This is a genomic window from Rhizobium sp. SEMIA 4085, from assembly GCF_013004495.1.
GTDB lineage: Bacteria > Pseudomonadota > Alphaproteobacteria > Rhizobiales > Rhizobiaceae > Rhizobium > Rhizobium gallicum.
The window spans coordinates 1-22,587 of record NZ_JABEPH010000051.1; the positions used below are offsets into that span (position 1 = coordinate 1).

20 protein-coding genes, 1 other RNA gene and 1 pseudogene are annotated in these 22,587 nt (G+C 60.4%); 15 read left to right on the top strand and 7 right to left on the bottom strand.

Annotated elements, in window-relative coordinates:
* The 4 genes from C9413_RS07830 to C9413_RS07845 form a co-directional block, all read right to left on the bottom strand.
* Positions 1–410, bottom strand: a 410-nt coding sequence (locus tag C9413_RS07830; protein ID WP_170250331.1) for a lytic murein transglycosylase, incomplete at its 3' end; no start/stop codon positions are given.
* Between the two features lie 80 nt (positions 411–490).
* Positions 491–1,288 carry a GH25 family lysozyme gene (locus tag C9413_RS07835; protein ID WP_039845367.1) on the bottom strand — a complete coding sequence of 266 codons (798 nt, stop codon included), beginning with the start codon at positions 1,286–1,288 and terminating at the stop codon, positions 491–493.
* 116 nt (positions 1,289–1,404) lie between these two features.
* Positions 1,405–2,034 (bottom strand): class I SAM-dependent methyltransferase, encoded by a 630-nt coding sequence (locus C9413_RS07840; RefSeq protein WP_170250334.1) that lies wholly within the window; start codon positions 2,032–2,034, stop codon positions 1,405–1,407.
* Between the two features lie 50 nt (positions 2,035–2,084).
* Positions 2,085–3,329, bottom strand: a complete 1,245-nt coding sequence (locus tag C9413_RS07845) for a DUF3419 family protein (RefSeq protein ID WP_039845365.1) — start codon at positions 3,327–3,329, stop codon at positions 2,085–2,087.
* Positions 3,330–3,507: 178 nt separating this feature from the next.
* Between C9413_RS07845 and C9413_RS07850 the strand changes: the two genes are divergently transcribed.
* Positions 3,508–4,890: a serine hydrolase gene (locus tag C9413_RS07850; RefSeq protein WP_039845364.1), complete on the top strand. Its 1,383-nt coding sequence runs from the start codon at positions 3,508–3,510 to the stop codon at positions 4,888–4,890.
* A 20-nt stretch (positions 4,891–4,910) separates the two neighbouring features.
* On the opposite strand, the gene C9413_RS07855 is transcribed toward C9413_RS07850, so the two are convergent.
* The 3 genes from C9413_RS07855 to C9413_RS07865 all read right to left on the bottom strand — a co-directional run bounded on the left by C9413_RS07855 (position 4,911) and on the right by C9413_RS07865 (position 7,874).
* Complete coding sequence (locus tag C9413_RS07855) at positions 4,911–5,855, bottom strand: lytic transglycosylase domain-containing protein (protein ID WP_039845363.1); 945 nt, start codon at positions 5,853–5,855, stop codon at positions 4,911–4,913.
* 113 nt (positions 5,856–5,968) lie between these two features.
* The gene (locus C9413_RS07860) at positions 5,969–6,604 is read right to left on the bottom strand and encodes a LysE family translocator (RefSeq protein WP_039845362.1); all 636 of its coding nucleotides are present in this window, start codon (positions 6,602–6,604) and stop codon (positions 5,969–5,971) included.
* Positions 6,605–6,662: 58 nt separating this feature from the next.
* Entirely contained in the window at positions 6,663–7,874 is a 1,212-nt protein-coding gene (locus C9413_RS07865; RefSeq protein WP_039845361.1) for a pyrophosphate--fructose-6-phosphate 1-phosphotransferase, read from the bottom strand.
* 388 nt (positions 7,875–8,262) lie between these two features.
* On the opposite strand from C9413_RS07865, the pseudogene C9413_RS07870 reads away from it, so the two are divergent.
* The 14 genes and pseudogenes from C9413_RS07870 to C9413_RS07935 all read left to right on the top strand — a co-directional run.
* Positions 8,263–8,970: pseudogene (locus tag C9413_RS07870) on the top strand (DnaJ family molecular chaperone).
* A complete protein-coding gene (locus C9413_RS07875) occupies positions 8,967–9,728 on the top strand; it encodes an N-acetylmuramoyl-L-alanine amidase (RefSeq protein WP_039845359.1) in 762 nt (253 codons plus the stop codon). Before C9413_RS07870 ends, C9413_RS07875 begins: the two are co-directional and overlap by 4 nt.
* Before the next feature lie 263 nt (positions 9,729–9,991).
* Positions 9,992–10,555 (top strand): lytic transglycosylase domain-containing protein, encoded by a 564-nt coding sequence (locus C9413_RS07880; protein WP_039845358.1) that lies wholly within the window; start codon positions 9,992–9,994, stop codon positions 10,553–10,555.
* Positions 10,556–10,608: 53 nt separating this feature from the next.
* A complete protein-coding gene (locus tag C9413_RS07885; protein ID WP_039845357.1) occupies positions 10,609–11,784 on the top strand; it encodes an FAD-dependent oxidoreductase in 1,176 nt (391 codons plus the stop codon).
* A 56-nt stretch (positions 11,785–11,840) separates the two neighbouring features.
* An RNA gene (gene rnpB / locus C9413_RS07890) (RNase P RNA component class A) lies at positions 11,841–12,238 on the top strand.
* Between the two features lie 416 nt (positions 12,239–12,654).
* On the top strand, positions 12,655–13,095 hold the full coding sequence (gene mraZ / locus C9413_RS07895; RefSeq protein WP_039846834.1) for a division/cell wall cluster transcriptional repressor MraZ: 441 nt from the start codon (positions 12,655–12,657) through the stop codon (positions 13,093–13,095).
* Between the two features lie 14 nt (positions 13,096–13,109).
* Positions 13,110–14,135 carry a 16S rRNA (cytosine(1402)-N(4))-methyltransferase RsmH gene (gene rsmH / locus C9413_RS07900; protein ID WP_039845356.1) on the top strand — a complete coding sequence of 342 codons (1,026 nt, stop codon included), beginning with the start codon at positions 13,110–13,112 and terminating at the stop codon, positions 14,133–14,135.
* A gap of 1 nt (position 14,136) precedes the next feature.
* Positions 14,137–14,577 (top strand): hypothetical protein, encoded by a 441-nt coding sequence (locus tag C9413_RS07905; RefSeq protein WP_039845355.1) that lies wholly within the window; start codon positions 14,137–14,139, stop codon positions 14,575–14,577.
* 2 nt (positions 14,578–14,579) lie between these two features.
* Positions 14,580–16,331, top strand: a complete 1,752-nt coding sequence (locus tag C9413_RS07910) for a penicillin-binding protein 2 (RefSeq protein ID WP_039845354.1) — start codon at positions 14,580–14,582, stop codon at positions 16,329–16,331.
* 6 nt (positions 16,332–16,337) lie between these two features.
* Complete coding sequence (locus C9413_RS07915) at positions 16,338–17,855, top strand: UDP-N-acetylmuramoyl-L-alanyl-D-glutamate--2,6-diaminopimelate ligase (protein ID WP_170250333.1); 1,518 nt, start codon at positions 16,338–16,340, stop codon at positions 17,853–17,855.
* Positions 17,852–19,285 carry a UDP-N-acetylmuramoylalanyl-D-glutamyl-2,6-diaminopimelate--D-alanyl-D-alanine ligase gene (locus C9413_RS07920; RefSeq protein ID WP_039845352.1) on the top strand — a complete coding sequence of 478 codons (1,434 nt, stop codon included), beginning with the start codon at positions 17,852–17,854 and terminating at the stop codon, positions 19,283–19,285. Before C9413_RS07915 ends, C9413_RS07920 begins: the two co-directional genes overlap by 4 nt.
* A 22-nt stretch (positions 19,286–19,307) precedes the next feature.
* Positions 19,308–20,408: a phospho-N-acetylmuramoyl-pentapeptide-transferase gene (mraY, locus tag C9413_RS07925; RefSeq protein WP_022714365.1), complete on the top strand. Its 1,101-nt coding sequence runs from the start codon at positions 19,308–19,310 to the stop codon at positions 20,406–20,408.
* A 7-nt stretch (positions 20,409–20,415) separates the two neighbouring features.
* Positions 20,416–21,828 carry a UDP-N-acetylmuramoyl-L-alanine--D-glutamate ligase gene (murD, locus tag C9413_RS07930; RefSeq protein ID WP_039845351.1) on the top strand — a complete coding sequence of 471 codons (1,413 nt, stop codon included), beginning with the start codon at positions 20,416–20,418 and terminating at the stop codon, positions 21,826–21,828.
* A gap of 1 nt (position 21,829) precedes the next feature.
* Positions 21,830–22,587 (top strand): FtsW/RodA/SpoVE family cell cycle protein (locus tag C9413_RS07935; RefSeq protein WP_246703713.1); only part of this gene is annotated, 758 nt, incomplete at its 3' end.

The following is a 22,587-nucleotide window of genomic DNA, read 5'->3' on the forward strand; positions in this document are numbered from 1 at the left end:
ACGCCATAGTCCTGCTCGGCTCTGGCGAAGACGTCTGCGAACTGTTTCAGCTTCTGACGGCCAATATCGAGACGGGCCTGGCTGAAGGTGCGCTGCGTAAACTCAAGGAAGGTCTGCTTGACGAAGACGTGCGCGTGGTCGCTGCTCAGAACCTTGGGATCGATCTGCGCGCCGGCGAGCGCCTTGTCGGCAGCTTCGGCGGAGGCGCCGGCGGCGATCGCATCGGCCTTCACGCCAGCCAGAAATTCGGCAAGGGCGCCGGCGCAAGCCACGGGAGGAGCCTGAGGCGTTGCGGCCGGTGGAGGGGAGGCCGCCGGAGCCATTGCCTGCTGCTGAGCCAATGCCGTGGTTGCCGCGGTGATTGCAAACAAAAGAGCAAGTGCAGAGCGGCTTGCGAGCGAGCGGTGCATGAGATCGTCCTTATACCCGAAATATGTCCGTTGCTTTCACAGATGAATGTGACGGAAGCAAGAAAGATCGGCGGACGTTACTAAGAATTTCTGTCCTTAGAAACGGATGCCACCCAGTTGGCCCAGTTCTTTGACGAGCCCGCAAACACATTGATGTCCGCGGGGCCCTTGATGCCGGGAATCACGCCGGTCGACGTGTACTGCCAGAAGGCCCAGCGGCGGTCGGCATAGGTAACTTCCGGGTGCGCGGCCACCGAGCGGACCCAGAAGTGATAGTCCTGGAAATAACCCTGCAGATTGTCGCGGTGGAAATCGACCGATGTATAGATGATCGGCCGCTTGCCGTAATAGGCTTCGAGGCGGTCCATGAAGCGCTGCATCTGAGCGCGCACGGTCGCCGGGTCCGGGCGGAAGCGGCAGGTCTTCGATTCGCCGTTCCACTCGACGTCCAGGACCGGGGGCAGGCGCATCGATTCGCGCGGGACGTTCTGGATAAACCAGTCGGCCTGCTCGTCGGCCGACGAGCAGAAATAATAGAAGTGATAGGGCGCATGGGGGATGCTGACGGCGCGGGCGCGCTGCCAGTATTCATTGAAGCGCGGGTCGAACCTATCCTTGCCCTCGGTCGCCTTGATGAAGGCAAAAGCGACGCCCGAAGTCTTCACCGACTGCCAATCGATGTCGCCCTGCCACTTGGAGATGTCGATGCCGTGAACCTCGTTCCGATGCGGATGCTTCGCCCCGAAATCCTGCGGGTCGGTATCCTTGAAGCGGGTCTTCGGCTTTATGGATGCGGTCTCAAGATAATCATATCCCGATGAAGTACAGCCGGCCAACATGATAGCCAATGGCAATACACAGAACAAAATCCGGCGCATAAATGTCCCGTCGTGGACCGAATGATCGACTTGCCCCACAGCTTGACCTTCGAAAGACGAGTTTCAGTAGAGGAATCCCCCTCTTTCAACATATCAACGTAAAAAATCGGTTAGTTTCAAGTGAATTGTGAAGGCCGGGCGATGATTGCTGCCCGCCAGGCATAGCCGCCGCCGATCGTCTCGAACGACAATCTCGCGTTGTTATCATGGGCTTGCGCTTCCAGCACCTCGCGCAGATCGGCGCGAGGCGTGACGTGAAATTTTGCAAGCCATGACTTCAGCACCGCCCTGAACCAGGCCGGCAGGCCCTCCTGCTGGCCAAAATCGACGATGTGCACCTGCCCGCCGGGGTTCAATGCGGCGATGGCGGCATCGACGGCGCGTTCCCAATCGGGAATCATCGAGAGCGCATAGGAAATGAGGATCCGGTCGAAGCCGCTGACACCGAAGTCCCTTGGCGTGAAAGCGGTTGCGTCGGCAACGCGAAAATCGGCAACCGCGGCCTTCGTGGCGAATGTTTTACGCGCCGAAATCAGCATTTCCTGCGAAATGTCTAGGCCATAGAGCCTCGCGCCGGAAAACAGCCGGTGTGCGAGCACCAGGTTGCGGCCGGTGCCGCAGCCGACTTCGAGCAGCGTGCCGCCCTCCGGGACCTCCAGGTTGCGGATCGTACGGTCGCGGCCGAGCAGGTAGTATTTGCGCGTCAGGTCATAGATATGGCGCTGGTAGCGATACATGCCGTCCATAAGGTTGGCATGCGTTTCAGTTTTTTCGTCCACGATGGTGCGGATTTCGGTCACGCCTTTTTTCCGTAGATGTGGAAGCCGCCGTAGATGGCCGAACGGTCGAGTGCGGTCATATCTTGGGACTTCTCCTCGAAATACTCCCATTGTTCGCGGAGCGCCGGGGAAAGACGGCCCTCGATGACGCTTTTTTCGGCCGCCGTGCGGAAGATGACGCGGGCGCCGGTGCGGGCGGTGCGGGTAATCTCCGCCCAGAGCTCGTTCAGCTGCTGGTCCGTCATCCAGTCCTGCGCGTCGAGCAGGATATAACGGTCGCGAGAGGCGGCAGGTTCCTTGGCGAGAAGCTCGGTGAAGCTTGCGTGATGGACGTTGACGCGATCGACATTTTCGCGGATCACCTCGTAGTGCTCCCGCTTCAGATAGGTCGGCAGCGGGCCTTCGTCCTCGGAGGCATACCGGCGACCAAAAGCCTGCCAGGCGAAATAGTTCTCGCTCATCGGAAAATGGCAGGCGAGCTTTTCGAGGCGATGCTTCAGCACCGGTGCGATCGACTGATCGGCGGCGAGGCTGGCAAGCTCGTCATATTGCTGCGGCGGAATGCCGAGACCGAAAAGCGAGCTCTTGCGCCCTGTAATCCAGCGTACCACCGGCTTTTCGAAGAGGGGCGCAACCTGCTCGTCGAAGAACTGGCGCTGTTCGCGGATGGAGCGGGTCTTCGTCATCTCTTTGAGATCGACGCCGTGCAGGCGGGCGAGCAGATGGGCCGCGCCGATGAAGCGGCCGAGCAGGCCGGTCTCGTAGAAATTGCGGTTGAAGACGGTGACGCGGCGGCGGCCGAACTTGCGGCCGTTCCAATAGGCGCGTGTCGTCTCATCGAGCCTGGACGACAGGAAGTGGTCGAAGGCCTGGCTGTTCGAGCGCTCATTGGGCATGGCGAGGAAGCGCACGAGGTCGATATGGTCGGGAAGATGCTTGAAGGCAGCAAGCTTCAGGCGGTTGAGCGCGATATGGTGCGGGTTGAGGTCGACCACGTCGACGGAGGCCGGCGCCTTGGAGAGATAGGCGAGCATGTTGCAGCCGCCCGAGCCGATCGTGACGATGCGGTGATGCGGCTGCAGTTCCATCGCCTGCATGTCGAGATCCGGATCCTCCCAGATCTGCGGATAGACGAGGCCGGAAAAGAGCAGGCCGAAAAGCCGTTCCGAAAAGCCGTCCTTGGAAAATGCCTTGTGGCGGAGAAGAGCGTCCTTGAGTTTCCGGTTCTTGCGGAAGCCGGTATCCGGTGCAAATTCCGTCATATGAGTCTGTCACCCTTTTTGCGTTCAGGGCGTGTAGCGCGTCCCTGCTACAGTTTGATGACGCAGACTGTGGGTATCGCTTTCCACAGGAATTGCCTGACAGGAAACGGCACTCGCGTTCTTGTGCTCTTTTTTGTGAGGAGATTTCCTGCTTCTCTGTGTTCGTGGAGGCAATGACATGCGATCTGTTCTTCGTATCGTGAAGGCACTCGCCGCGGCTTCCGTCGTCATCGTCATCGGAGGCGGGACATGGCTTTGCGTCAATCCGCCGGAGCTGTTGCGCGTGGGTGACGGATATGCGGCGAAGATCGTCTGCTCGAATGTCTTTTTGGCAGGACGCGACCCGCAAGCGGTGCTCTACGACGACGTACAGGCGCCGGGCAATCCGCTGCTGCGATTGGTGAGAGTTTCGGTCGATCGGGATCAGGGTCATGTGACGGCGCGCATTCTTGGGCTCTTCGCACCCGGATATGCGCTCTATCGGGGGGCGTTCGGCTGCACGAGCGTGCCTGACGGCAATTTCAAGGCTGCTGCCGAAGCTGTACCTTCGGATACGTCGCCGCAGATGGTTTCGGAGAACGCGGCATTATGGCCGGAAGGCGAAAGCGTTGCTGAAGCTAACGACGGAGAGATAGCGTCGCTGCTGGCAAACGACGTGCTGGCCGGTCCGCAAATGCGGGCAATGGTCGTCGTGCACAAGGACCGGATCGTGGCGGAGCGCTACGGCGAAGGCTTTAATGCGAAAACGCCTCTGCTTGGCTGGTCGATGACCAAGACAGTCAATGCGGCGCTCGTCGGGCGCGCCATGCTCGATGGAAAGTTGGATTTCGACGCGACCAACCTTTTGCCGCAGTGGAAGAATGACGAACGGTCGCAGATCAGGCTCCGGGATCTGCTGGGCATGGAAAGCGGCCTCGCTTTCAACGAGGAGTACGGCGATGTCACGGATGTGACGCGCATGCTCTATCTCGACCCCAATATGGTTTCGTTGCCCGCCAATGCGCCGTTCGAAGCAAAGCCCGGCGAACGCTTCCGTTATTCGAGCGGTACGGCGGTCCTGTTGTCGCGAATCTGGATGGATGGGGTAGGCGACCAGAAAGAGGCCTTCTCTTATCCGAGGCAGGCACTTTTCAAGCCGCTCGGCATGTCGAGCGCGGTGCTGGAGGTCGATGCCCGTGGCACCTTTGCAGGCAGTTCCTATCTCTACGCGACGGCGCGCGATTGGGCGCGTTTCGGGCAATTCCTGCTTCAGGACGGCGTCTGGAACGGTCAACGGCTGTTGCCGGAGGGGTTTGCCCGAACGATGCGAACGCCGACGCAATCGTCGGGCGGTAAATATACGCAAGGTCAGGCATGGCTCGCAGCACCCGGCGGAGATACGAGCGCCGAAGCGGGGCTGCCGGAAGATACCTTCTGGCTGGAAGGACATGATGGGCAAAGCATGGCGATCGTGCCGTCCGCCGATCTGGTCTTCGTCCGTATGGGCTTGACGCCAGGCCGCCTCGGCTACAAGCCGCAGCTCATGCTGAAAGAGCTGCTGGGCGCGCTGCCTGCCAGTTGAGCGTATGTGCAGGCGAAAGCTTAGTAGTCGCCCTGGGCAATATTCGTCATGCCTTTGCGCTTGGCATCGTAATAATAGCCTCGCGCATAAAGCCTCACGGCATCTTCTTCCTTGTTGTTGGAAACGAGCCATGCGCCGCGCAGATATTTCGCGGCATACTTGATGTTGGTTTCGGCGTCGAGAAGACCGGTGGGCGCGCCGTCATAGCCCATCGATTTGGCCGTATTGTATTTGATCTGCATCAAGCCGAAATAACCGCGCTTGTTGTAAGCCTTTGGATTATAACGGCTTTCTCGGTGTACGACGCGGTGGATCAATGTTTCGGGGACTTCGTAAAGTTTCGAATATTTGCTGATCAGCTTGCTGATAAAGCTCTTTTCCACGGTCGGCGCCGTATCAATGTCGCTGTCGCTGAACATCGGCGGCGCAGCCGGCGGGTCCATCGGACCGGACTCGTCGAAGGTGAAATCCGACATTGAACGCCGCGTGGCGCCGACGGAGGCGATGGCAGCCAGGGCGCCGCTCTGCGGCGCTGTCGCTGCAAAGGCAAGCTGGTTCGATGGCGATGCCGGAGTGCCTGGACGCGGGGTCGGCACGACCGACTGGATCGCGGTCATTTCCGGCGTCAGCGGAATCTGTGTGCCACTCGCGGTCATCGCCTGCTGCATGGCACGATCGGCGGACGTTGCCGTCGCCGGCACTGCCGTTGCGGCGGCGGTCAAAGCGGGTGTCGCCTGCGGATTGGAAGCTGCGAATGCGGTTTCGGGACGGCTGGCGCCGTCGGCGGCCGGTACGGCGGCCATCATCATCGCACCTTCGCCAGGCTTCGGGGTTGGAACGACGCTCTGCACAGCGGTCAATTCCGCCTGGGACGTGTACTCGACCGTCGAGCATCCGGCTATACCGCAGAGCATTGTCGTCACGACAAGGCCGCGTTTCAAGCCGGAAAATCCGTTCGCTACCATTCTGTCACTTTCGTGAATCGCGCCGCCCTGGCAGCATTTAAAAGTTATCGAGACCCTGAACCCTGATTTGCCATTAACCTATTCGCAGTTGCGCCGCAACCCGGCGAAAATCGTCAGGCGGCGATACGGCGATAACCGGCCGTCACGGCGCCTGCAGCGATCAATAATGTCCCGCCGGTGCGATTGACGGCGCGCTGTACGCTGGCCTTGCGGATGAGGCCGCGTGCGGCATTCGCAAGAAGTGCGTAAGTCGAAGCATTGATCGCTGCGAGAACGAGGAAGGTCAGCTCCATGATGACCATCTGTTCGAAGAAGGGCTTTGCGGGGTTGAGGAATTGCGGAACGAAGGCGACGAAAAAGACGATGCTCTTCGGATTGAGCGCCGTCACGATATAGGCGTGCAGGAAGATCTTCAGCGACTTCTCTTCCGGCAGGTTGTCGTTGTCGGCGACCGGTTCGGTGATGAGCGGCGCGCGCCAAAGCTTGATGCCTAGCCAGATGAGGTAGGCGCCGCCGATCCACTTCAGCACCGTGAAGAGCATTGCCGATGCGGCCAGAACCGCACCGAGGCCGAAGAGGGACGCCGTCATCGCCGTGAAATCGCCGAGCGCCACGCCGCTTACCGTCGCCAGCGCCGTCCTTCGTCCATGGCCAAGCGCATAGGACACGACGAGCAGGATGGTCGGCCCCGGAATGGCAAGCATGATGGCGGATGCGGCGGCAAAAGCGAGCCAGGCTTCGAGCGACATGGAATCTCCTCCTAATCCCTAGGAAACAAGCAAAGACACCATATTAGCGCTGCGTCAATCATGCTTCCTGGTATTTTTGTCCGATCGTATCCATCACTTCGGCGAACCATCTGGTCGAAAGATCGAAGGCCTTGCCGCCCTTGATGCGGGGGAACTCGATGGTACGCAATTTGCCGTCCTGTCCTTCGTCATGGCCGGTGACGCCGGAGACCTTGTTGAGGGCGCTTTCCACAGCCAGGTCCACCATGCTGTGGATGAGGCGGAGGTCGTCGGCATTGGCGGGCGCGGAGCGGGCGAAATAGCCGGATTTCTGAACCAGCGAACGCTCGGCATTGACGAGGTTGGCGAACTGCTTCTGGAACCAGCCGCCGACATTGATCGTGTCGATCTTCACATGGCCGAAGGCATCGCGTTTGATGGTCTCGCCGGCGGCTTCGCGGTCCGCGACGATGGCATCGAGGCAGGCTCCTTCAGAGACGAAGACGGTCGCATGGCCGGTCTTGTCCATGATATCCTTGAGGCGTTCGGCTTCGGCCTGCAGATCAAAAGCCATTTCGGGCAGATAGACGGCATTGATGCCTTTCAGGCCCGCATTCATCATCATCCCGTCGACATATTCGTAGTTCTTCGTACGGCTGAGATAGGCCCGGGCGGTCGCCGCCGTCAGCCAGCCGCAGTGGCGGCCCATGACCTCGTGGATGACGAGCGTGCGAGGCGCCGCACTCTGCTCGTTGCTCACATTGTCGAAGAAATGCGCACCGACTTCAGCCGCCGTCCAGGCGCCCAGAGACTGGCGGATCGGCACGACGTCGTTGTCGACCGTCTTCGGCAGGCCGACGACGGTAAGGTCGTAATTATTGGCAGCGAGATAGGCTGCGAGATCGGCAGCAGTCGTGTTGGTATCGTCGCCGCCGATGGTGTGAAGGATGGTGACGCCGTCATCGGCAAGGCGTTCGGCTGCGACGCGAAGCGGATTCTCGCCTTCCTTGACTAGGCCGCGCTTGACGCAATCGGCGGCATTGGTGAGCTTGACGCGGCTGTTGCCGATCGGCGAGCCGCCGAAGCGGTGGAGAAGCGGCGCCTTTTGGCGCATTTCCTTGTTGATCTGGATGCTGTCGCCAAGCAGCACACCCTGATAGCCGGATTTATAGGCAATGAGCTCGGCATCCGGCGCGACGTCGCTGTAGCGCTCGATGAGGCCGCCAACGGCTGAGGAAAGACAGGGAGCCAGGCCTCCGGCGGTCAGCATTGCTACTTTCTGTTTGGCCATTTTCCCTCCTTGAGTGCTTCGTGCGGGTAGTCGCATGCAGCTTACCTAACGCATGGATGCGGCAGGGAAAGAGGCCTGTAAAGCAAAGAATTTACGAAAAATGCGCGGCTTCGGCGGGCAAGGCAAGAAAGGTGGCAAGAAGGACGCATCTAATCGTTTCAAGCCCCGATTTGCTTTCTGAGACGCCCTGTGGAAAATCCCGAGGAGGCAGCGAGCATGTCCGAAAGGCATATATTGGCGCGCATGCGAATGCCGTTTCTCGCCTGATAAGAGGCGCTACAATTACCGAATTGTGAAAAGTGTTTTCAATCCTACGACCAATCGCCGCCTTGCAATGGCTATGATTATTTGATCAAGGTATTTTCATATTGCGATGCGAGAAACTTCGATGTCCTTCTGGGAAAAACTGTTGAATGCTGTTGGCAACGCTGCGGGTAACCTGCTCTCGGCGATCGTCGAGGCGATCCGCACGGTTTTCGAGGGTGATCCCGAGACCCGTCGCAAGGTCGCGTTCTCCGTTGCCATCATCGCACTTTCCGCCAAGATGGCGAAGGCCGACGGGATCGTCAGCGAGAAGGAAGTCCGGGCTTTCCGCGACATTTTCTTCTTTCCACAGGACCAGGCGAAGAACGTTGCCCGCCTCTACAATCTCGCGCGCCAGGATGTGGCCGGTTACGAGGCCTATGCTGCGAAGCTTTCCTCACTGTGCGTCAGCTGCGCCTCCAATTGCGCTGTTTTGGAAGACGTGCTCGACGGCCTCTTCCACATCGCCAAGGCGGACGGGGCGGTCCATGAGAAGGAGATGAATTTTCTCCGTCATATCGGCCAGATCTTCGAGATGAGCGAAGAACGTTTCGAGCAGATCGCGGCGCGCCATGTTTCGATCGGCCGGGACCCCTACAAGGTCCTCGGGGTTTCGCCTTCCGACGATTAACCGACGATCCGCCGCCGCGATCACGGCCTTGTCAGCGAGAACCATCCCGACCGGCTGATTTCGCGCGGCGTGCCCAGGGAGTTCCACGCGATCGCCAACGAGCGCATGGCTGCCCTCAACGATGCCTATGCGACGATCGAGAAGGAACGCCGCGCCGCATGACCTCGTTCGAGGCCGACTATCGCAAGGCCTGCGTGCAGCCGTCGCCGAACCATGGCGAGCGTGCGGACGGGCGCAAACCGGATATGATCATCCTTCATTACACGGGCATGCCGACGCCGGGCTCGGCGCTCGATTGGCTCTGTCGCGAGGAGAGCCAGGTCTCCTGCCACTATTTCGTCCACGAGAACGGCGATGTCGTTCAGCTCGTTGCGGAGGCGCGTCGGGCGTGGCATGCCGGCAAGGGCAGCTGGCATGGCGAGGGAGATATCAATTCCCGATCCATCGGCATCGAAATTGTCAATGCCGGGCATCCGGGCGGCCTACCGGACTTCCCTGAAGAGCAGATTGCGGCGGTGATCGAATTGTGTCGTGATTGCGGCAAACGTTGGTCGATCGCACCGGAAAGGGTGCTCGCGCACTCGGACGTTGCACCGATTCGCAAGGTCGATCCGGGCGAGAAATTTCCGTGGGCAAAATTGCATCACGCAGGGGTAGGACACTGGGTCGAACCGGCGCCGATCACCGGCGGGCGCTTCTTCCAGCGGGGTGACTGCGGCCAACCGGTGGAAGCCTTGCAGTCGATGCTCTCGCTTTACGGTTATGCCACGGAAATCACAGGTGAATTCTCCGAAAAGACGGCGGGCGACGTGGAGGCCTTCCAGCGTCATTTCCGCCAGGAGCGCGTCGACGGCATTGCCGACTTTTCGACGATCGACACGCTACACCGGCTGCTCTCTGCGCTGCCGCGTTATTCATGACGTCTGTGTGACGCTCAAGCAACGTTTTTTGCGCAAACGACCTTGAATGCTGCACTGCCACATCATTTCCCTATTATCTCCTCATTGCGATGGTCTAACCCCGGTCGCTGAACGGCGCTCGCGGCTGTTTTTGTGTGTAGCTGCGGGAGTCAAAATGAAACGATAAGAATTGCTGCGGAACGTTGCCAGTCCTTGGCACGTGGAACCGGAAGACGGCGAGGCGCGCAGTCTGGTAATTCTTTGGGTCGGAGTAACTAGACTACATGAGACATTTGATTATTGGTGCAGCGGCATGCGCAAGCCTGCTGCTGGCAGGGTACGGCTGCGCGTTTGCTGGCGATGCAGGTAATAAAAACAATGACGGCAACGAGAAAACCCAGACGGTCCTTTTCAAGACCGTCGACCGCCAAAGCGGTTATGCAATGCCGGATTTCACAGCGAATAAATATTCCGTTCTAATTGCCAAATACGCCGAGCAATATGACGTGCCTGTCGAGCTTGCCCACGCCGTCGTCCGGGTCGAGAGCAATTTCAACCCGAAGGCACGCGGCAGCGCAGGCGAGATCGGCCTCATGCAGATAAAGCCGGCAACGGCGCGCATGATGGGTTATTCGGGAACGAAGAAAGGGCTCTTTGATCCGGAAACGAACATCAAATATGGGATGAAATATCTCGCGGCTGCCCACGAACTCGGCGGCGGGCAGACCTGCAACACCATCCTCAAATACAATGCCGGCCACGGCGCACGGAAGATGAACCCGATCTCAAAGGCCTATTGCGGCAAAGTGCTCACTCTTATGTCAAGCGCGGCGCAAACCTCGATTTAAGAATATGAATCGCGTCGGCCGCCGTGCTATTTGACCTCGAAGCGAGGTGAGGTATGGCGGCTGATTTCAAATATATCGTCGTCGGCCGCGGCATGATGGGTGCGGCGGCGGCGAAGCATCTGGCGAGACAGACGGACGGCGTTGCCGTGATCGGTCCGGACGAACCGGAAAATCGCAAGGCGCATCAGGGTGTTTTCGCCAGCCATTACGATGAGGGCCGCATCACCCGGACCGTCGATCCGGATCGCGATTGGGCGCTGCTCGCCAATCGTTCCATCGCCCGCTATGCTGAGATCGAAGCAGAGAGCGGCATCACGTTCTACACCGAAGCGGGTTGCGCCTTCGTGGCGCCGGCGCAGAGCGATTATATCGTCAGCACGATCAAAGCCGCTGCATCGATTGGTGTCGAAACGAAGCTGCTCGACGAGGCGAGCCTCAGAGCAGCGTTTCCTTTCTTTGCCCTACCGGGCGGCTGCGAGGGCGTATTCCAGGTAAAGGGTGCCGGCCATATCAGTCCGCGCAAACTGGTGAAGGCGCAGTCGATCATTGCGGAAAAGGCGGGTGCAACAGTCGTTCGCGACTCTGTGACGGCGATCCGCGAGGCGGGCGGGCTTGCGGCTGTCGAGACCTCGCGCGGCAAGGTCTACTCGGCGGAAAAAGTGCTGCTTGCGGCAGGCGGTTTTTCCATTGGCGAGAATCTGTTGCCTCAATCGGTTGATATGTCGGTTCATGGGCGGACGGTCACGCTGTTCGAAGTGAGCGAGGCGCAGGCCGCACAGTTTGCCGCCATGCCGTCCTTGATCGTCGAGGCGCCGGAAACCGACATCTATCTGCTGCCTCCGATCCGCTATCCTGACTTGAAATTCTATCTCAAGATCGGCGGCGACCCCAATGACTACCTACTGAAGACCGAGAAGGATTTGCGTGCCTGGTTCCGGAGCGACGGCCGGCCGGCGGTGCGCGACCATCTCATGGCGATTGCCCGCCGTCTTGTTCCGGATCTGCGGCCGCTTTCCGTTTCGACGGCGGCCTGCGCCGTCTCGCATACGAAGAGCCGTTATCCGATGATCGGCTATACTTCGTCTCCACGGTTTGCGGTGCTGACCGGCTGCGCCGGCACTTCGGCGAAGAGTTCCGACGAGATCGGCCGTCTTGGGGCTGAGGTGTTGTTTAAGGGTGAAATCGGGGATCAGGGCTACGCTACGGATTTCAAACCTTCTTTCCGGTAATGTGATCCGTATATTTCCAGTGGCAATTGGCGGCACTCTCGGCTATTTGAGCTCTGCCAGTTGGCCGGGCAGCCGCGCTTTACCAATGTCGAAAGGCGGTAAGGTGAGGAAAGTCCGGGCTCCACGGAAATACGGTGCCGGATAACGTCCGGCGAGGGCGACCTCAGGGAAAGTGCCACAGAAAGCAAACCGCCTGCGCTTGCGCAGGTAAGGGTGAAAGGGTGGGGTAAGAGCCCACCGCGTCTCCGGCAACGGCGACGGCACGGTAAACCCCACCGGGAGCAAGACCGAATAGGGATGACGTGGCGGGCGAAAGCCCGTCGGCCGGTTTCCGGGTCAGTCATCCGGGTGGGTTGCGTGAGGCAGCGTGCAAGCGCTGTCCCAGAGGAATGGCTGCCACGTTCCGGTTTCGGCCGGAGCCATACAGAACCCGGCTTACAGGCCAACTGGCGATTACCTTCTGTGGCGTCGGATTTCGGGGCGCCGATCCGTAATCCTCTGATTGTTCGCGATTTTTGCGCATGCGGCGCATGTGCAGTCGTGCGGTTTCCTTTTCTCATCGATGCTTTCTGGGGCGAGCGGAAGTGTCGATCCTAACCCTTTGTTAAACTTAACAGCTTATAAATTTTCGATACTGCGCTCATCGCGAGACGGGCGTTTCCCATTGACGCCCATATGGTCCCATGCTATCCCATAAATGCACTGCACGAGGGCAATCAAACGCCCATCAATCGCAAAGCCAAGGCGTCTTCCTTTCCGGAGGCGCCGGATGGATTTTCGTTCATCCGGCTGGCGAAGCTGTGTCTGAATTTGAGGGTTTTGGGCATCAGTATTCTGCCCGGGCTCTTTCGGGAACGGATGTTTCGTGTCATGAGCCGCTTCCTTTCGAGTGCGACCAACCGGATCGATTCCAAGGGCAGGGTTTCCGTGCCTGCGGCCTTTCGCTCCGTTCTGGCGCAGCGCAACGTCCAGGAGCTCTATTGCTTTCAGGACTTTGTGTTTCCGGCGATCAGCGTCGGCGGCCCGGATCTTCTCGAAAGGTTCGAGCGGCAGATAGCTGCGGAGGATCCGTTTTCGCCGGATGCGAACGAGATGTCGCTTCTTATTCATGGGGGCGGGGTCTTCATGAAGCTCGACGCCGAGGGGCGGCTGATGGTCACGGACTTCATCCGCGACTTTACCGGCATCTCGGACGAGGTGGCCTTCGTCGGTCGGGCGGACCATTTTCAGATCTGGCAGCCGCAGGCATTCCAGGCGGCCCAGATACAGGCACGAGGGGAGCGCAGGCTGGCGGGCAGGCGCTCCGGATAGAACGAGGGTACGGAATGGCGGCGAATCCTGGCGGAGGTTCAACTGATGCCGGTGGCGGACCGGTTCGCCACATTCCGGTTCTTCTTGCCGAAGTGCTTTCAGCACTTCAGCCGGCTTCCGGCAAAATAATTCTCGATGGAACCTTTGGTGCCGGTGGCTACACATCGGCCATCCTCGATGCCGGCGCCGATGTGATCGCGCTGGATCGGGATCCGACGGCAATTGCGGCCGGGCAGGACATGGTTGCAGCCTATGGTGGCCGCCTGAAGCTCACGCATTCGCAGTTTTCCAGCCTGGCCGATCATGCGCCTGAGAGTGGACTCGACGGCGTCGTGCTCGATATTGGTGTTTCCTCGATGCAGATCGATGAGGCTGCGCGCGGTTTCTCCTTCCAGAAGAGCGGTCCGCTCGACATGCGCATGTCTGCTTCCGGCGTTTCTGCCGCCGACGTCGTCAATCGCGCAAAGGTCGCCGAACTCATCCGCATCTTCCATTTCCTCGGTGAAGAAGATCAGGCGCCGCGTATCGCGCATGCCATCGAGAAGCGCCGGGCCGAAAAGCCGTTCGAAACGACGCGCGATCTCGCCGGGCTCATCGAGGTGGTGACGCCGCGCAAGATGAAGGACAAGATTCATCCGGCGACCCGCGTTTTCCAGGCGCTTCGCATCTTCGTCAACGACGAGCTTGGCGAGCTCGGTCAGGCGCTCTTTGCCGCCGAGCGCGTCTTGAAGCCCGGCGGCCGTCTCGTGGTCGTCACCTTCCATTCGCTGGAAGACCGTATCGTCAAGAAATTCTTCTCCGACCGCGCGGGCAAAGCTTCAGGCTCGCGCCATCTGCCGATCGCCCACGAGCGTGCGGCGACCTTCGAACCAATCGGTAAATCCATGATTGCTGCAGGCAAGGCTGAAGCTGAGGCCAATCCGCGGGCGCGTTCGGCCAAGCTGCGGGCCGGCACGCGTACCAATGCGCCGGCCGAAGCTGGGGATATCTCGATCTTCGGATTGCCCAGTCTTGCCAGCCTCGAAAAGCTTGGGGGTTGATATGCTGAGAACGCTCGACTTTGTGCTCATCTGTGTCATGACGGCAGCGGCCACCGTGACCTATACAATCAAGCACCGCGCAGAATTGAAGCTCGAAGAGGTTCATCGCCTCGAAGCCGAGATCAAGCTCGAAAAGGATACGATCGATCTGCTCAAGGCCGATTGGGCGCTGCAATCGCAGCCGAACCGGCTGGAGCGGCTGGTGAATACCTATAATGGCGAACTGAAGTTGCAGCCGACGGACTCCACCGCGCTCGTCCATATGCGCGAATTGCCGATGTTGAAATCGCAGGTCCCGGTTCCGGAAATCACCGAGGCGAAGAACGGCCAGAAGCCTGGTGCAAGCGCAGGTAGGGCCGTTGCTGCCAAGGCCCAGCCGGTTCCCACTCCGGCACCGCGGGCGGAAGAAGAGGATCTGATGTCAACGGGATCTGTGGAGTAGCCATGTCGTTTCTCTCTCGCATCATGGTCCTGAAAAGCCAGGCGCATTTCTCCTCCGGTGTCTACAACCGCTTTGGTGGCCCCTCGGGCAGCTTGCCGCTTGAAGGTTCGCGCAAGAAAAAGTCCGGTCAGGCCAAAAGCCGCGTCGGCCTGCTGATCCTCGGGTTCACCGCGCTTTACGGCGTCATCGGCGGCCGCCTGGTCGAATATGGGATGAAGGATCCGGAAGTCGTTTCCAGCATTCTGCCACCGGACCGCCTGATGGCGTCGCGGCCCGACATCCTCGATCGCAACGGCGAAGTGCTGGCGACCGACATCCGCACGGTTTCCCTTTTTGCCGAGCCCAACAAGATCGTCGATGCCGATGAGGCAATCGAGAAGCTTGCGACGGTCCTGCCCGATCTCGACGTGAGGGGCACTTACAAGAAGCTCTCGGTCAAGAGTTCGCATTTCGCGTGGCTTCGCCGCCAGTTGACCCCGAAGCAGCAGAGCCAGATTCTGGCGCTCGGCATTCCCGGTATCGGTTTCCGTCCGGAAAAGCGTCGCTTCTACCCGGGTGGTCCGACGGCCTCGCATATTCTCGGTTACGTCAACATCGACAACCGCGGCGTCGCGGGCATGGAAAAATACATCGACGACCAGGGCCTTGCCGACCTGGCATCGGTGGGAATGACCAGCGATCAACCGCTCGAGCCGGTCAAGCTCTCGATCGACCTGCGCGTCCAGAACATCGTGCGCGACGTCGTGATAAACGCGGTCACCAACTACGAAGCCAAGGGCGCGGGCGCGGTCGTCCTTAATATTCATACCGGCGAAGTGCTCGGCATGGCCTCAGCGCCGGACTTCGACCCGAACAATCCGGAAGAGGGCGCCAAGGAAGGCTGGCTGAACCGCATGTCGAACGGCACGTTCGAAATGGGCTCGACCTTCAAGACCTTCAGCACGGCCATGGCGCTCGACAGCGGCAAGGTCAGCATTAACGACAGCTTCGATGCGAGCCGCCCGATCCGCATCGGCGGCTTTACGATCAACGATTTCCACGGTCAGCGCCGCTGGCTGACCGTGCCGGAAATCTTTGAATATTCGTCGAACATCGGAACGGCGAAGATGATCGATATCGTCGGCATGGACCTGCAGAAGGACTATCTGACGCGCTTTGGGCTGCTGACGAAGATGCGGACGGAACTACCGGAAGTGAAGATGCCGAGCCAGCCGAAGGTCTGGAAGAAGATTAACTCGATCACGATCTCTTTCGGCCATGGCGTCTCGACGACACCGCTGCAGACGGCCGTTGCCGGCGCAGCCCTCGTCAACGGCGGCAAGCTCATCGAGCCGACCTTCCTGCCGCGTACCCGTGACCAGGCAGACGAGACGGCCGAGGTCGTCGTCAAGAAGAGCACCAGCGACGAAATCCGCTATCTGTTCAAGCTGAACGGCCTCAAAGGTTCGGGACGCAACGCCGACGTGCCGGGCTTCAACGTTGGCGGCAAGACGGGCACGGCCGACAAGGTCGTCAACGGCCGCTACGCGAATGACTTGAACTTCAACGCTTTCATCGCGGCGTTCCCGATCGATAATCCACAATATGTCGTGCTGACCTTCTGCGACGAACCACATAACGGCGAAAAGGGCCAGAACATCGCTGCCTACACGGCTGCGCCGATGGTCAAGAACATCATCCGGCGTGCCGCACCCATCCTCGGTATCGAACCGCAGTTTGGCCAAGACGGATCGGCCTTGCTGGTGTCTTATTGAGTGTGAATGAATACCAGCGCCGATTCGCGTGGGGTGGGCGGCGTGAGAAAGAAAAGACATTCGATGAAACTGCGGGACATAGCCGGAAGCGCGTTTCCGGAAATCAAGGAGCAACTCGAAGGGCCGGTGGGCGGGCTGGAGATCTCCGGGCTTTCAGCCGATAGCCGCAAGATCGAAGCCGGAATGGCGTTCATTGCGGTGGCTGGCTCGAAGGCGGACGGCGCGGTCTATATCGCCGATGCCGCCAAACATGGCGCGACCCTTGCCGTGTCGACTCAAGCCGTCGAGGCTCCCATTCCTGTCCTGGCGGTCAAGGAACCGCGCCGTTTTCTCTCCGTCGCCGCATCGCATTTCTATGGCAGGCAGCCTCAGACGATGGTTGCCGTAACCGGCACGGCGGGCAAGACCTCCGTCGCTTCCTTCACCCGCCAGATCTGGGCCTATGCCGGACATCCGGCAGCCATGATCGGCACGACCGGCGTCGTTTCGCCGATGCGCAACGAATACGGCTCGCTGACGACCCCCGATCCGGTTTCGCTGCACAAGCTGCTGGCCGATCTCGCTGACGAGGGCGTCACGCACGCTTCGATGGAGGCATCGAGCCACGGCCTCGACCAGTGCCGTCTGGATGGTGTGAAGCTTTCGGCTGCCGCCTTCACCAATCTCGGCCGCGATCACATGGATTATCATCCGACCGTCGAAAGCTACATGGCCGCCAAGATGCGGCTTTTCGATACGTTGCTGCCAAAGGGTTCGCCTGCCATCATCTTCGCCGACGATGCCTGGTCCGAGCAGGCGATCAAGGCGGCGAAGGATGCGGGCCACGATGTCCGCACCGTCGGCCGCAAAGGGGACTACCTGGCGCTGAAGCGGGTCGAGCACTTCCGTCACAAGCAGATCGCCGAAGTTCATTGCGGTGACGAGATTTTCGAGGTCGATATTCCGCTCGCCGGCGATTTTCAGGTCGCTAATGGGCTGGTTGCCGCGGCGCTTGCCATGTCCACCGGCGTTCCAGCCAAGATCGCGATGGCCGCGCTTGAAAAGCTGCAGGGCGCCTCGGGGCGTCTCGAACTCGTTGCCCATACGAGGGATGGCGCGCTTGCTTATGTCGATTACGCGCACAAGCCAGATGCGCTTGAAAATGTACTGAATTCCGTGCGTCCCTTCACGACCGGGCGCGTGATCCTTGTCTTCGGCTGCGGTGGCGACCGCGACCGGGGCAAGCGTCCGATCATGGGCGAGATCGCCTGCCGCCTGGCCGATGTGGTAATCGTCACGGACGACAATCCGCGTTCCGAGGAGCCGGCCTCGATCCGAGCCGAGATCATGGCTGCGGCGCCATGCGCTACCGAGATCGGCGACCGTTCGGAGGCGATCTACGAGGCCGTCGGCATGCTGAAATCCGGCGACACACTCATCGTTGCAGGCAAGGGGCATGAAGAAGGGCAGACCATCGGGAGTGTGACGCTGCCATTCTCGGACCACGCCGAAGTGCGCGAAGCTTTGGAGGAGCTGAAATCGTGAACTGGCTTTGGACCACCGATGACATGATTGCCGCCATGGCGGGCCGCCCGTTCGGCACGCTTCCTGAAGGCATCACCGGCATTTCCATCGACAGCCGCTCGATCGGTACCGGCGAAGCCTTCTTCGCCATCAAGGGCGACCGGGTCGACGGCCATGACTTCGCCTCGATGGCGATGGCGAACGGTGCTGCACTTCTTGTCGTCAGCGAAGCCCGCCTTCCGGGGCTCGGCAGATTGACTGTTCCGATGATCGTCGTCGACGATGTGCTCGCCGCCCTCGGTCGGCTTGCCGTCGCGTCGCGTCAGCGCTCTCGGGCTCAGATCATTGCGGTGACGGGCTCGGTCGGCAAGACGACGACCAAGGAGATGCTTCGCCACGTGCTTTCTCCGTCCGGCAAGGTGCACGCCTCCGTCGCCTCCTTCAACAACCATTGGGGCGTGCCGCTGACACTGGCACGCATGCCGCTCGACACGCACTTCGGCGTCTTTGAAGTCGGCATGAACCACCCGGGCGAAATCCGGCCGCTTGTGAAGATGATCCGGCCGCATGTCGCCGTCGTCACGACGATCGCTCCCGCGCATCTCGGCAATTTCAAGAGTATCAAGGAAATCGCCGCGGCGAAGGCGGAGGTTTTCGAAGGCTTGGTGCGCGGCGGGCATGTCGTGCTCAACCGCGACAGCGACCAATACAATTTCCTCGAACGGACGGCGCAGTCGCTCGGCATCGAGAATATCCATTCCTTCGGCCAGCACGCGAAGGCCGAGTTCCGCCTTGCGGAATTCAACGGTTCGGATGAAAGCTCGGCGCTCTGGCTGACGATCGACGGCGACACGTTCGAAGTGGCGATCGGCGCGCCCGGACGGCACATTGCGGAAAATGCGCTGGCAGCTCTCGGCATCGTCACGCTCGTCAACGCGGACCTCGACAAGGCGATCGCAGCGCTGGCCTCCCTGCAGCCCGAAAAGGGCAGGGGCCGCCGCCACAAGTTGTCGGTCGGAAACGGTAGCTTCACACTGATCGACGAAAGCTACAACGCCAACCCCGCCTCGATGCGCGCGGCCATCGCGCTGCTTGCCACAGCCGGTCCGGCAGGCCGCGGGCGCCGCATCGCCGTGCTCGGCGACATGCTGGAAATGGGCGAATACGCGCAAAAGGTTCATTCCGACCTTTCCGGCCCGCTGCTTGCGGCCGGCATCGAACATGTCTGGCTTGCGGGCAAGGACATGCTGGCGCTGAAGGAATCGCTTCCCGACAGCGTGCAGGTCGAATACCGCGAGAAGACGGAAGAACTCACGGAATATGTATTGAACTCGGTCGCGCCCGGCGACGTGTTGATGGTGAAATCGTCCTTGGGGATAGGCTTCGGCAAGATTGTCGCTGCGATCCTTGACAGGTTTGCGCCATTTGTAGACACGCAACGCGAACTTTGACCGGGTAAACAAGGGGCCTCGAATGCTGATTTGGCTAGTCGAACTGTCGGACCAACTGAAATTTCTGAACTTGTTCAGATACATTACCTTCCGTACAGGCGCCTCTCTCTTCACGTCCGCACTGATCGTCTTCCTCTTCGGGCCGATGATCATCAACTCGCTCCGAATCCGCCAGGGAAAGGGCCAGCCGATCCGCGCCGACGGGCCGCAGACGCATTTCAAGAAGGCCGGCACGCCGACCATGGGCGGGCTGATGATCCTCGCGGGCATCGTCGGCGCCTCGCTTCTGTGGGCCGACCTTTCCAACGTCTATGTTGTCGCGACGCTGCTCGTCACCCTCGGCTTCGGCGCGATCGGCTTTTACGACGACTATCTCAAGGTCACGAAGCAGAGTGATAAGGGGTTCTCGGGCAAGGCGCGTCTCGGCATAGAGTTTGTGATTGCCGGCATCGCCGTCTATTTCATGATGCGCACCGCGCTTGCCTCCGGTACCGCAGGCTCGACCTTCGGCTCCTCGGTCGCATTCCCGTTCTTCAAGGATTTCCTGATCAATCTCGGCATCGTGTTCGTGGCCTTCGGTGGCTTCGTCATCGTTTCGGCGGGCAACGCCGTCAACCTGACGGACGGTCTCGATGGTCTGGCGATCGTTCCGGTGATGATCGCTGCCGCATCCTTCGGTATCATTGCCTATCTTGCCGGTAACGCAGTCTTTGCGAACTACCTGCAGATCAACTTCGTGCCCGGCACGGGCGAACTTGCCGTGGTGCTCGGCGCAGTCATCGGTGCAGGCCTCGGCTTCCTCTGGTTCAACGCGCCGCCCGCCGCAATCTTCATGGGCGATACGGGTTCGTTGGCGCTCGGCGGCACCATCGGCACCGTTGCGGTCGCGACCAAGCACGAGATCGTCATGGCAATCATCGGCGGTCTCTTCGTTGCAGAAACGCTCTCGGTCATCATCCAGGTCGGCTTCTTCAAGATGACCGGGCGCCGCGTCTTCTTGATGGCGCCGATCCATCACCATTTCGAGAAGAAGGGCTGGACCGAAAGCCAAGTGGTGATCCGCTTCTGGATCATCGCCGTCGGCCTTGCGATGCTTGGGCTTTCGACCCTCAAGCTGCGGTGAGGCGGACATGATTCCTGTCACGACGTTTGCAGGAAAGAAGGTCGCGCTATTCGGGCTTGGCGGGTCCGGATTTGCAACGGCCCGCGCGCTTATTCTGGGCGGCGCCCATGTCACGGCCTGGGACGATAATCCGGACAGTGTCATCAAGGCGGCCGCCGAGGGTATCCATACCGCGGACCTGCGAATCATCGATTGGAGCGTTCAGTCGCTCTTCGTTCTGTCGCCGGGTGTGCCGCTCACGCATCCGAAACCGCATTGGACTGTCGATCTCGCCCGCGCCGCCGGTGTCGATATCGTTGGCGATGTCGAACTCTTCGTGCGCGAGCGCCGGGCGCATGCGCCCGATTGCCCGTTCATCGCCATCACAGGCACGAACGGCAAGTCGACGACGACCGCGCTGATTGCTCATATCCTGAAATCCAGCGGCCGCGACACGCAGCTTGGCGGCAACATCGGAACGGCCGTGCTGACGCTCGATCCGCCGAAGGCCGGACGCTACTATGTCGTCGAGTGCTCCTCCTACCAGATCGATCTGGCGCCGACGCTCAATCCCTCGGCAGGTATCCTGCTCAACCTGACGCCTGATCATCTCGATCGTCACGGCACGATACAGCACTATGCCGGCATCAAGGAGCGTTTGGTTGCCGGCAGCGGCACCGCTATCGTTGGCGTCGATGACAGTCATTGCGAAATGATCGCTGATCGCGTCGAGCGGGCAGGAACGAAGGTGGTCCGCATATCGCGCCGCCATCCGCTGGCCGATGGAATCTATGCCGAGGGTACGAAGCTCATGCAGGCTTCTTCGGCTGCGGCTCTGCCGCTTGCCGATCTCGACGGCATCCAGACGCTACGCGGCGGCCACAATGCTCAGAATGCCGCTGCAGCGGTCGCCGCCTGCCTTGCCGTCGGCGTTTCGGCCGAAGAAATTCGCACCGGGCTTGCCTCCTTCCCCGGCCTCAAACATCGGATGCAGCCGATCGGGACACGCGGCAAAGTCGTCTTTGTCAACGATTCGAAAGCGACTAACGCAGACGCCGCAGCGCCCGCGCTTTCCAGCTACGATCGCATCTACTGGATCGCCGGTGGTCTGCCGAAGGCGGGAGGTATCACGACGCTTGCCCCGTTCTTCCCGCGCATCGCCAAGGCCTATTTGATCGGCGAAGCGGCGGCAGAATTTGCCGCGACGCTCGGCGAGGCGGTGCCCTACGAGATTTCGGGGAGGCTGGATCGCGCGGTTGCCCATGCCGCAGCCGATGCGGAAAAAGATGACACTGGTCCATCCGCGGTGATGTTATCCCCGGCTTGCGCAAGCTTCGACCAGTACAAGAACTTCGAAGTCAGGGGCGATGCATTTGTCAGCCATGTGGCAGCGCTCGACGGAGTGACCATGCTGGTCGATTCGGCAACAGGAGATAAATGACATGGTGAGCCGTGCGGAACGTGGGCCTTTGGCCGATTGGTTTTGGACCATCGACCGCTTTTTTCTGGCGATGTTCATCTTCCTGATGGGCGTCGGCTTCATGCTCTCCTTTGCGGCCTCGCCCGCGGTTGCCGAGCGCATCGGGCTCGAGCCGTTCCATTTTGTGAAACGCCACGCGGCTTTCATGATCCCCTCGATCGCCGTCATGATCGGGCTTTCCTTTCTGACGCCGCGGCAGGTGCGACGGACCGCCATCCTACTGCTTGTCATCTCGCTCGCCATGATGGTCCTGGCACTTTTCTTCGGCATCGAGGTCAAAGGCTCCCGACGCTGGGTGACGCTTGCCGGCATCTCGGTCCAGCCGTCGGAATTCATGAAGCCCGCCTTCGTCGTCGTCTGTGCTTGGCTTTTTGCAGAGCATGCACGGCAGCCGGAAATCCCGGGCAACCTCTTTGCGATCATCCTCTTCGGGATGGTCGCGGCTCTGCTGGTCGCCCAACCTGACCTTGGCCAGACGATCCTGACGACGGCCGTGTGGGGTGGCATGTTCTTCATGGCGGGCATGCCCTGGATATGGATCATCCTGCTCGGCGCCGGCGGTGCTGGGGGGGCGCCCCACGGCCACCCCCTCCTTCCCCCCCGGGCGGGGGGGAACAGCAAAATCCTTGCACGCCGGGGGGGACACCGTCCCGACGGCACTCCGCCCCGGGCCCCCCACCCCCGAGGCGTGGTTTGCGTAGGGCACGGCGGCGGGCACGG

Excerpts from the sequence above, each read along its gene's own strand:
- C9413_RS07850 (WP_039845364.1), top strand. The coding sequence starts at position 3,508 with ATGCGATCTGTTCTTCGTATCGTGAAGGCACTCGCCGCGGCTTCCGTC.
- C9413_RS07910 (WP_039845354.1), top strand. The coding sequence starts at position 14,580 with ATGTCGTTTCTCTCTCGCATCATGGTCCTGAAAAGCCAGGCGCATTTC.
- C9413_RS07875 (WP_039845359.1), top strand. The coding sequence starts at position 8,967 with ATGACCTCGTTCGAGGCCGACTATCGCAAGGCCTGCGTGCAGCCGTCG.
- C9413_RS07880 (WP_039845358.1), top strand. The coding sequence starts at position 9,992 with ATGAGACATTTGATTATTGGTGCAGCGGCATGCGCAAGCCTGCTGCTG.
- C9413_RS07905 (WP_039845355.1), top strand. The coding sequence starts at position 14,137 with ATGCTGAGAACGCTCGACTTTGTGCTCATCTGTGTCATGACGGCAGCG.
- C9413_RS07915 (WP_170250333.1), top strand. The coding sequence starts at position 16,338 with ATGAATACCAGCGCCGATTCGCGTGGGGTGGGCGGCGTGAGAAAGAAA.
- mraZ (WP_039846834.1), top strand. The coding sequence starts at position 12,655 with ATGAGCCGCTTCCTTTCGAGTGCGACCAACCGGATCGATTCCAAGGGC.
- C9413_RS07860 (WP_039845362.1), bottom strand. The coding sequence starts at position 6,604 with ATGTCGCTCGAAGCCTGGCTCGCTTTTGCCGCCGCATCCGCCATCATG.
- murD (WP_039845351.1), top strand. The coding sequence starts at position 20,416 with ATGATTCCTGTCACGACGTTTGCAGGAAAGAAGGTCGCGCTATTCGGG.
- mraY (WP_022714365.1), top strand. The coding sequence starts at position 19,308 with ATGCTGATTTGGCTAGTCGAACTGTCGGACCAACTGAAATTTCTGAAC.
- C9413_RS07840 (WP_170250334.1), bottom strand. The coding sequence starts at position 2,034 with ATGGACGGCATGTATCGCTACCAGCGCCATATCTATGACCTGACGCGC.
- C9413_RS07885 (WP_039845357.1), top strand. The coding sequence starts at position 10,609 with ATGGCGGCTGATTTCAAATATATCGTCGTCGGCCGCGGCATGATGGGT.
- C9413_RS07845 (WP_039845365.1), bottom strand. The coding sequence starts at position 3,329 with ATGACGGAATTTGCACCGGATACCGGCTTCCGCAAGAACCGGAAACTC.
- rsmH (WP_039845356.1), top strand. The coding sequence starts at position 13,110 with ATGGCGGCGAATCCTGGCGGAGGTTCAACTGATGCCGGTGGCGGACCG.
- C9413_RS07855 (WP_039845363.1), bottom strand. The coding sequence starts at position 5,855 with ATGGTAGCGAACGGATTTTCCGGCTTGAAACGCGGCCTTGTCGTGACG.
- C9413_RS07835 (WP_039845367.1), bottom strand. The coding sequence starts at position 1,288 with ATGCGCCGGATTTTGTTCTGTGTATTGCCATTGGCTATCATGTTGGCC.
- C9413_RS07865 (WP_039845361.1), bottom strand. The coding sequence starts at position 7,874 with ATGGCCAAACAGAAAGTAGCAATGCTGACCGCCGGAGGCCTGGCTCCC.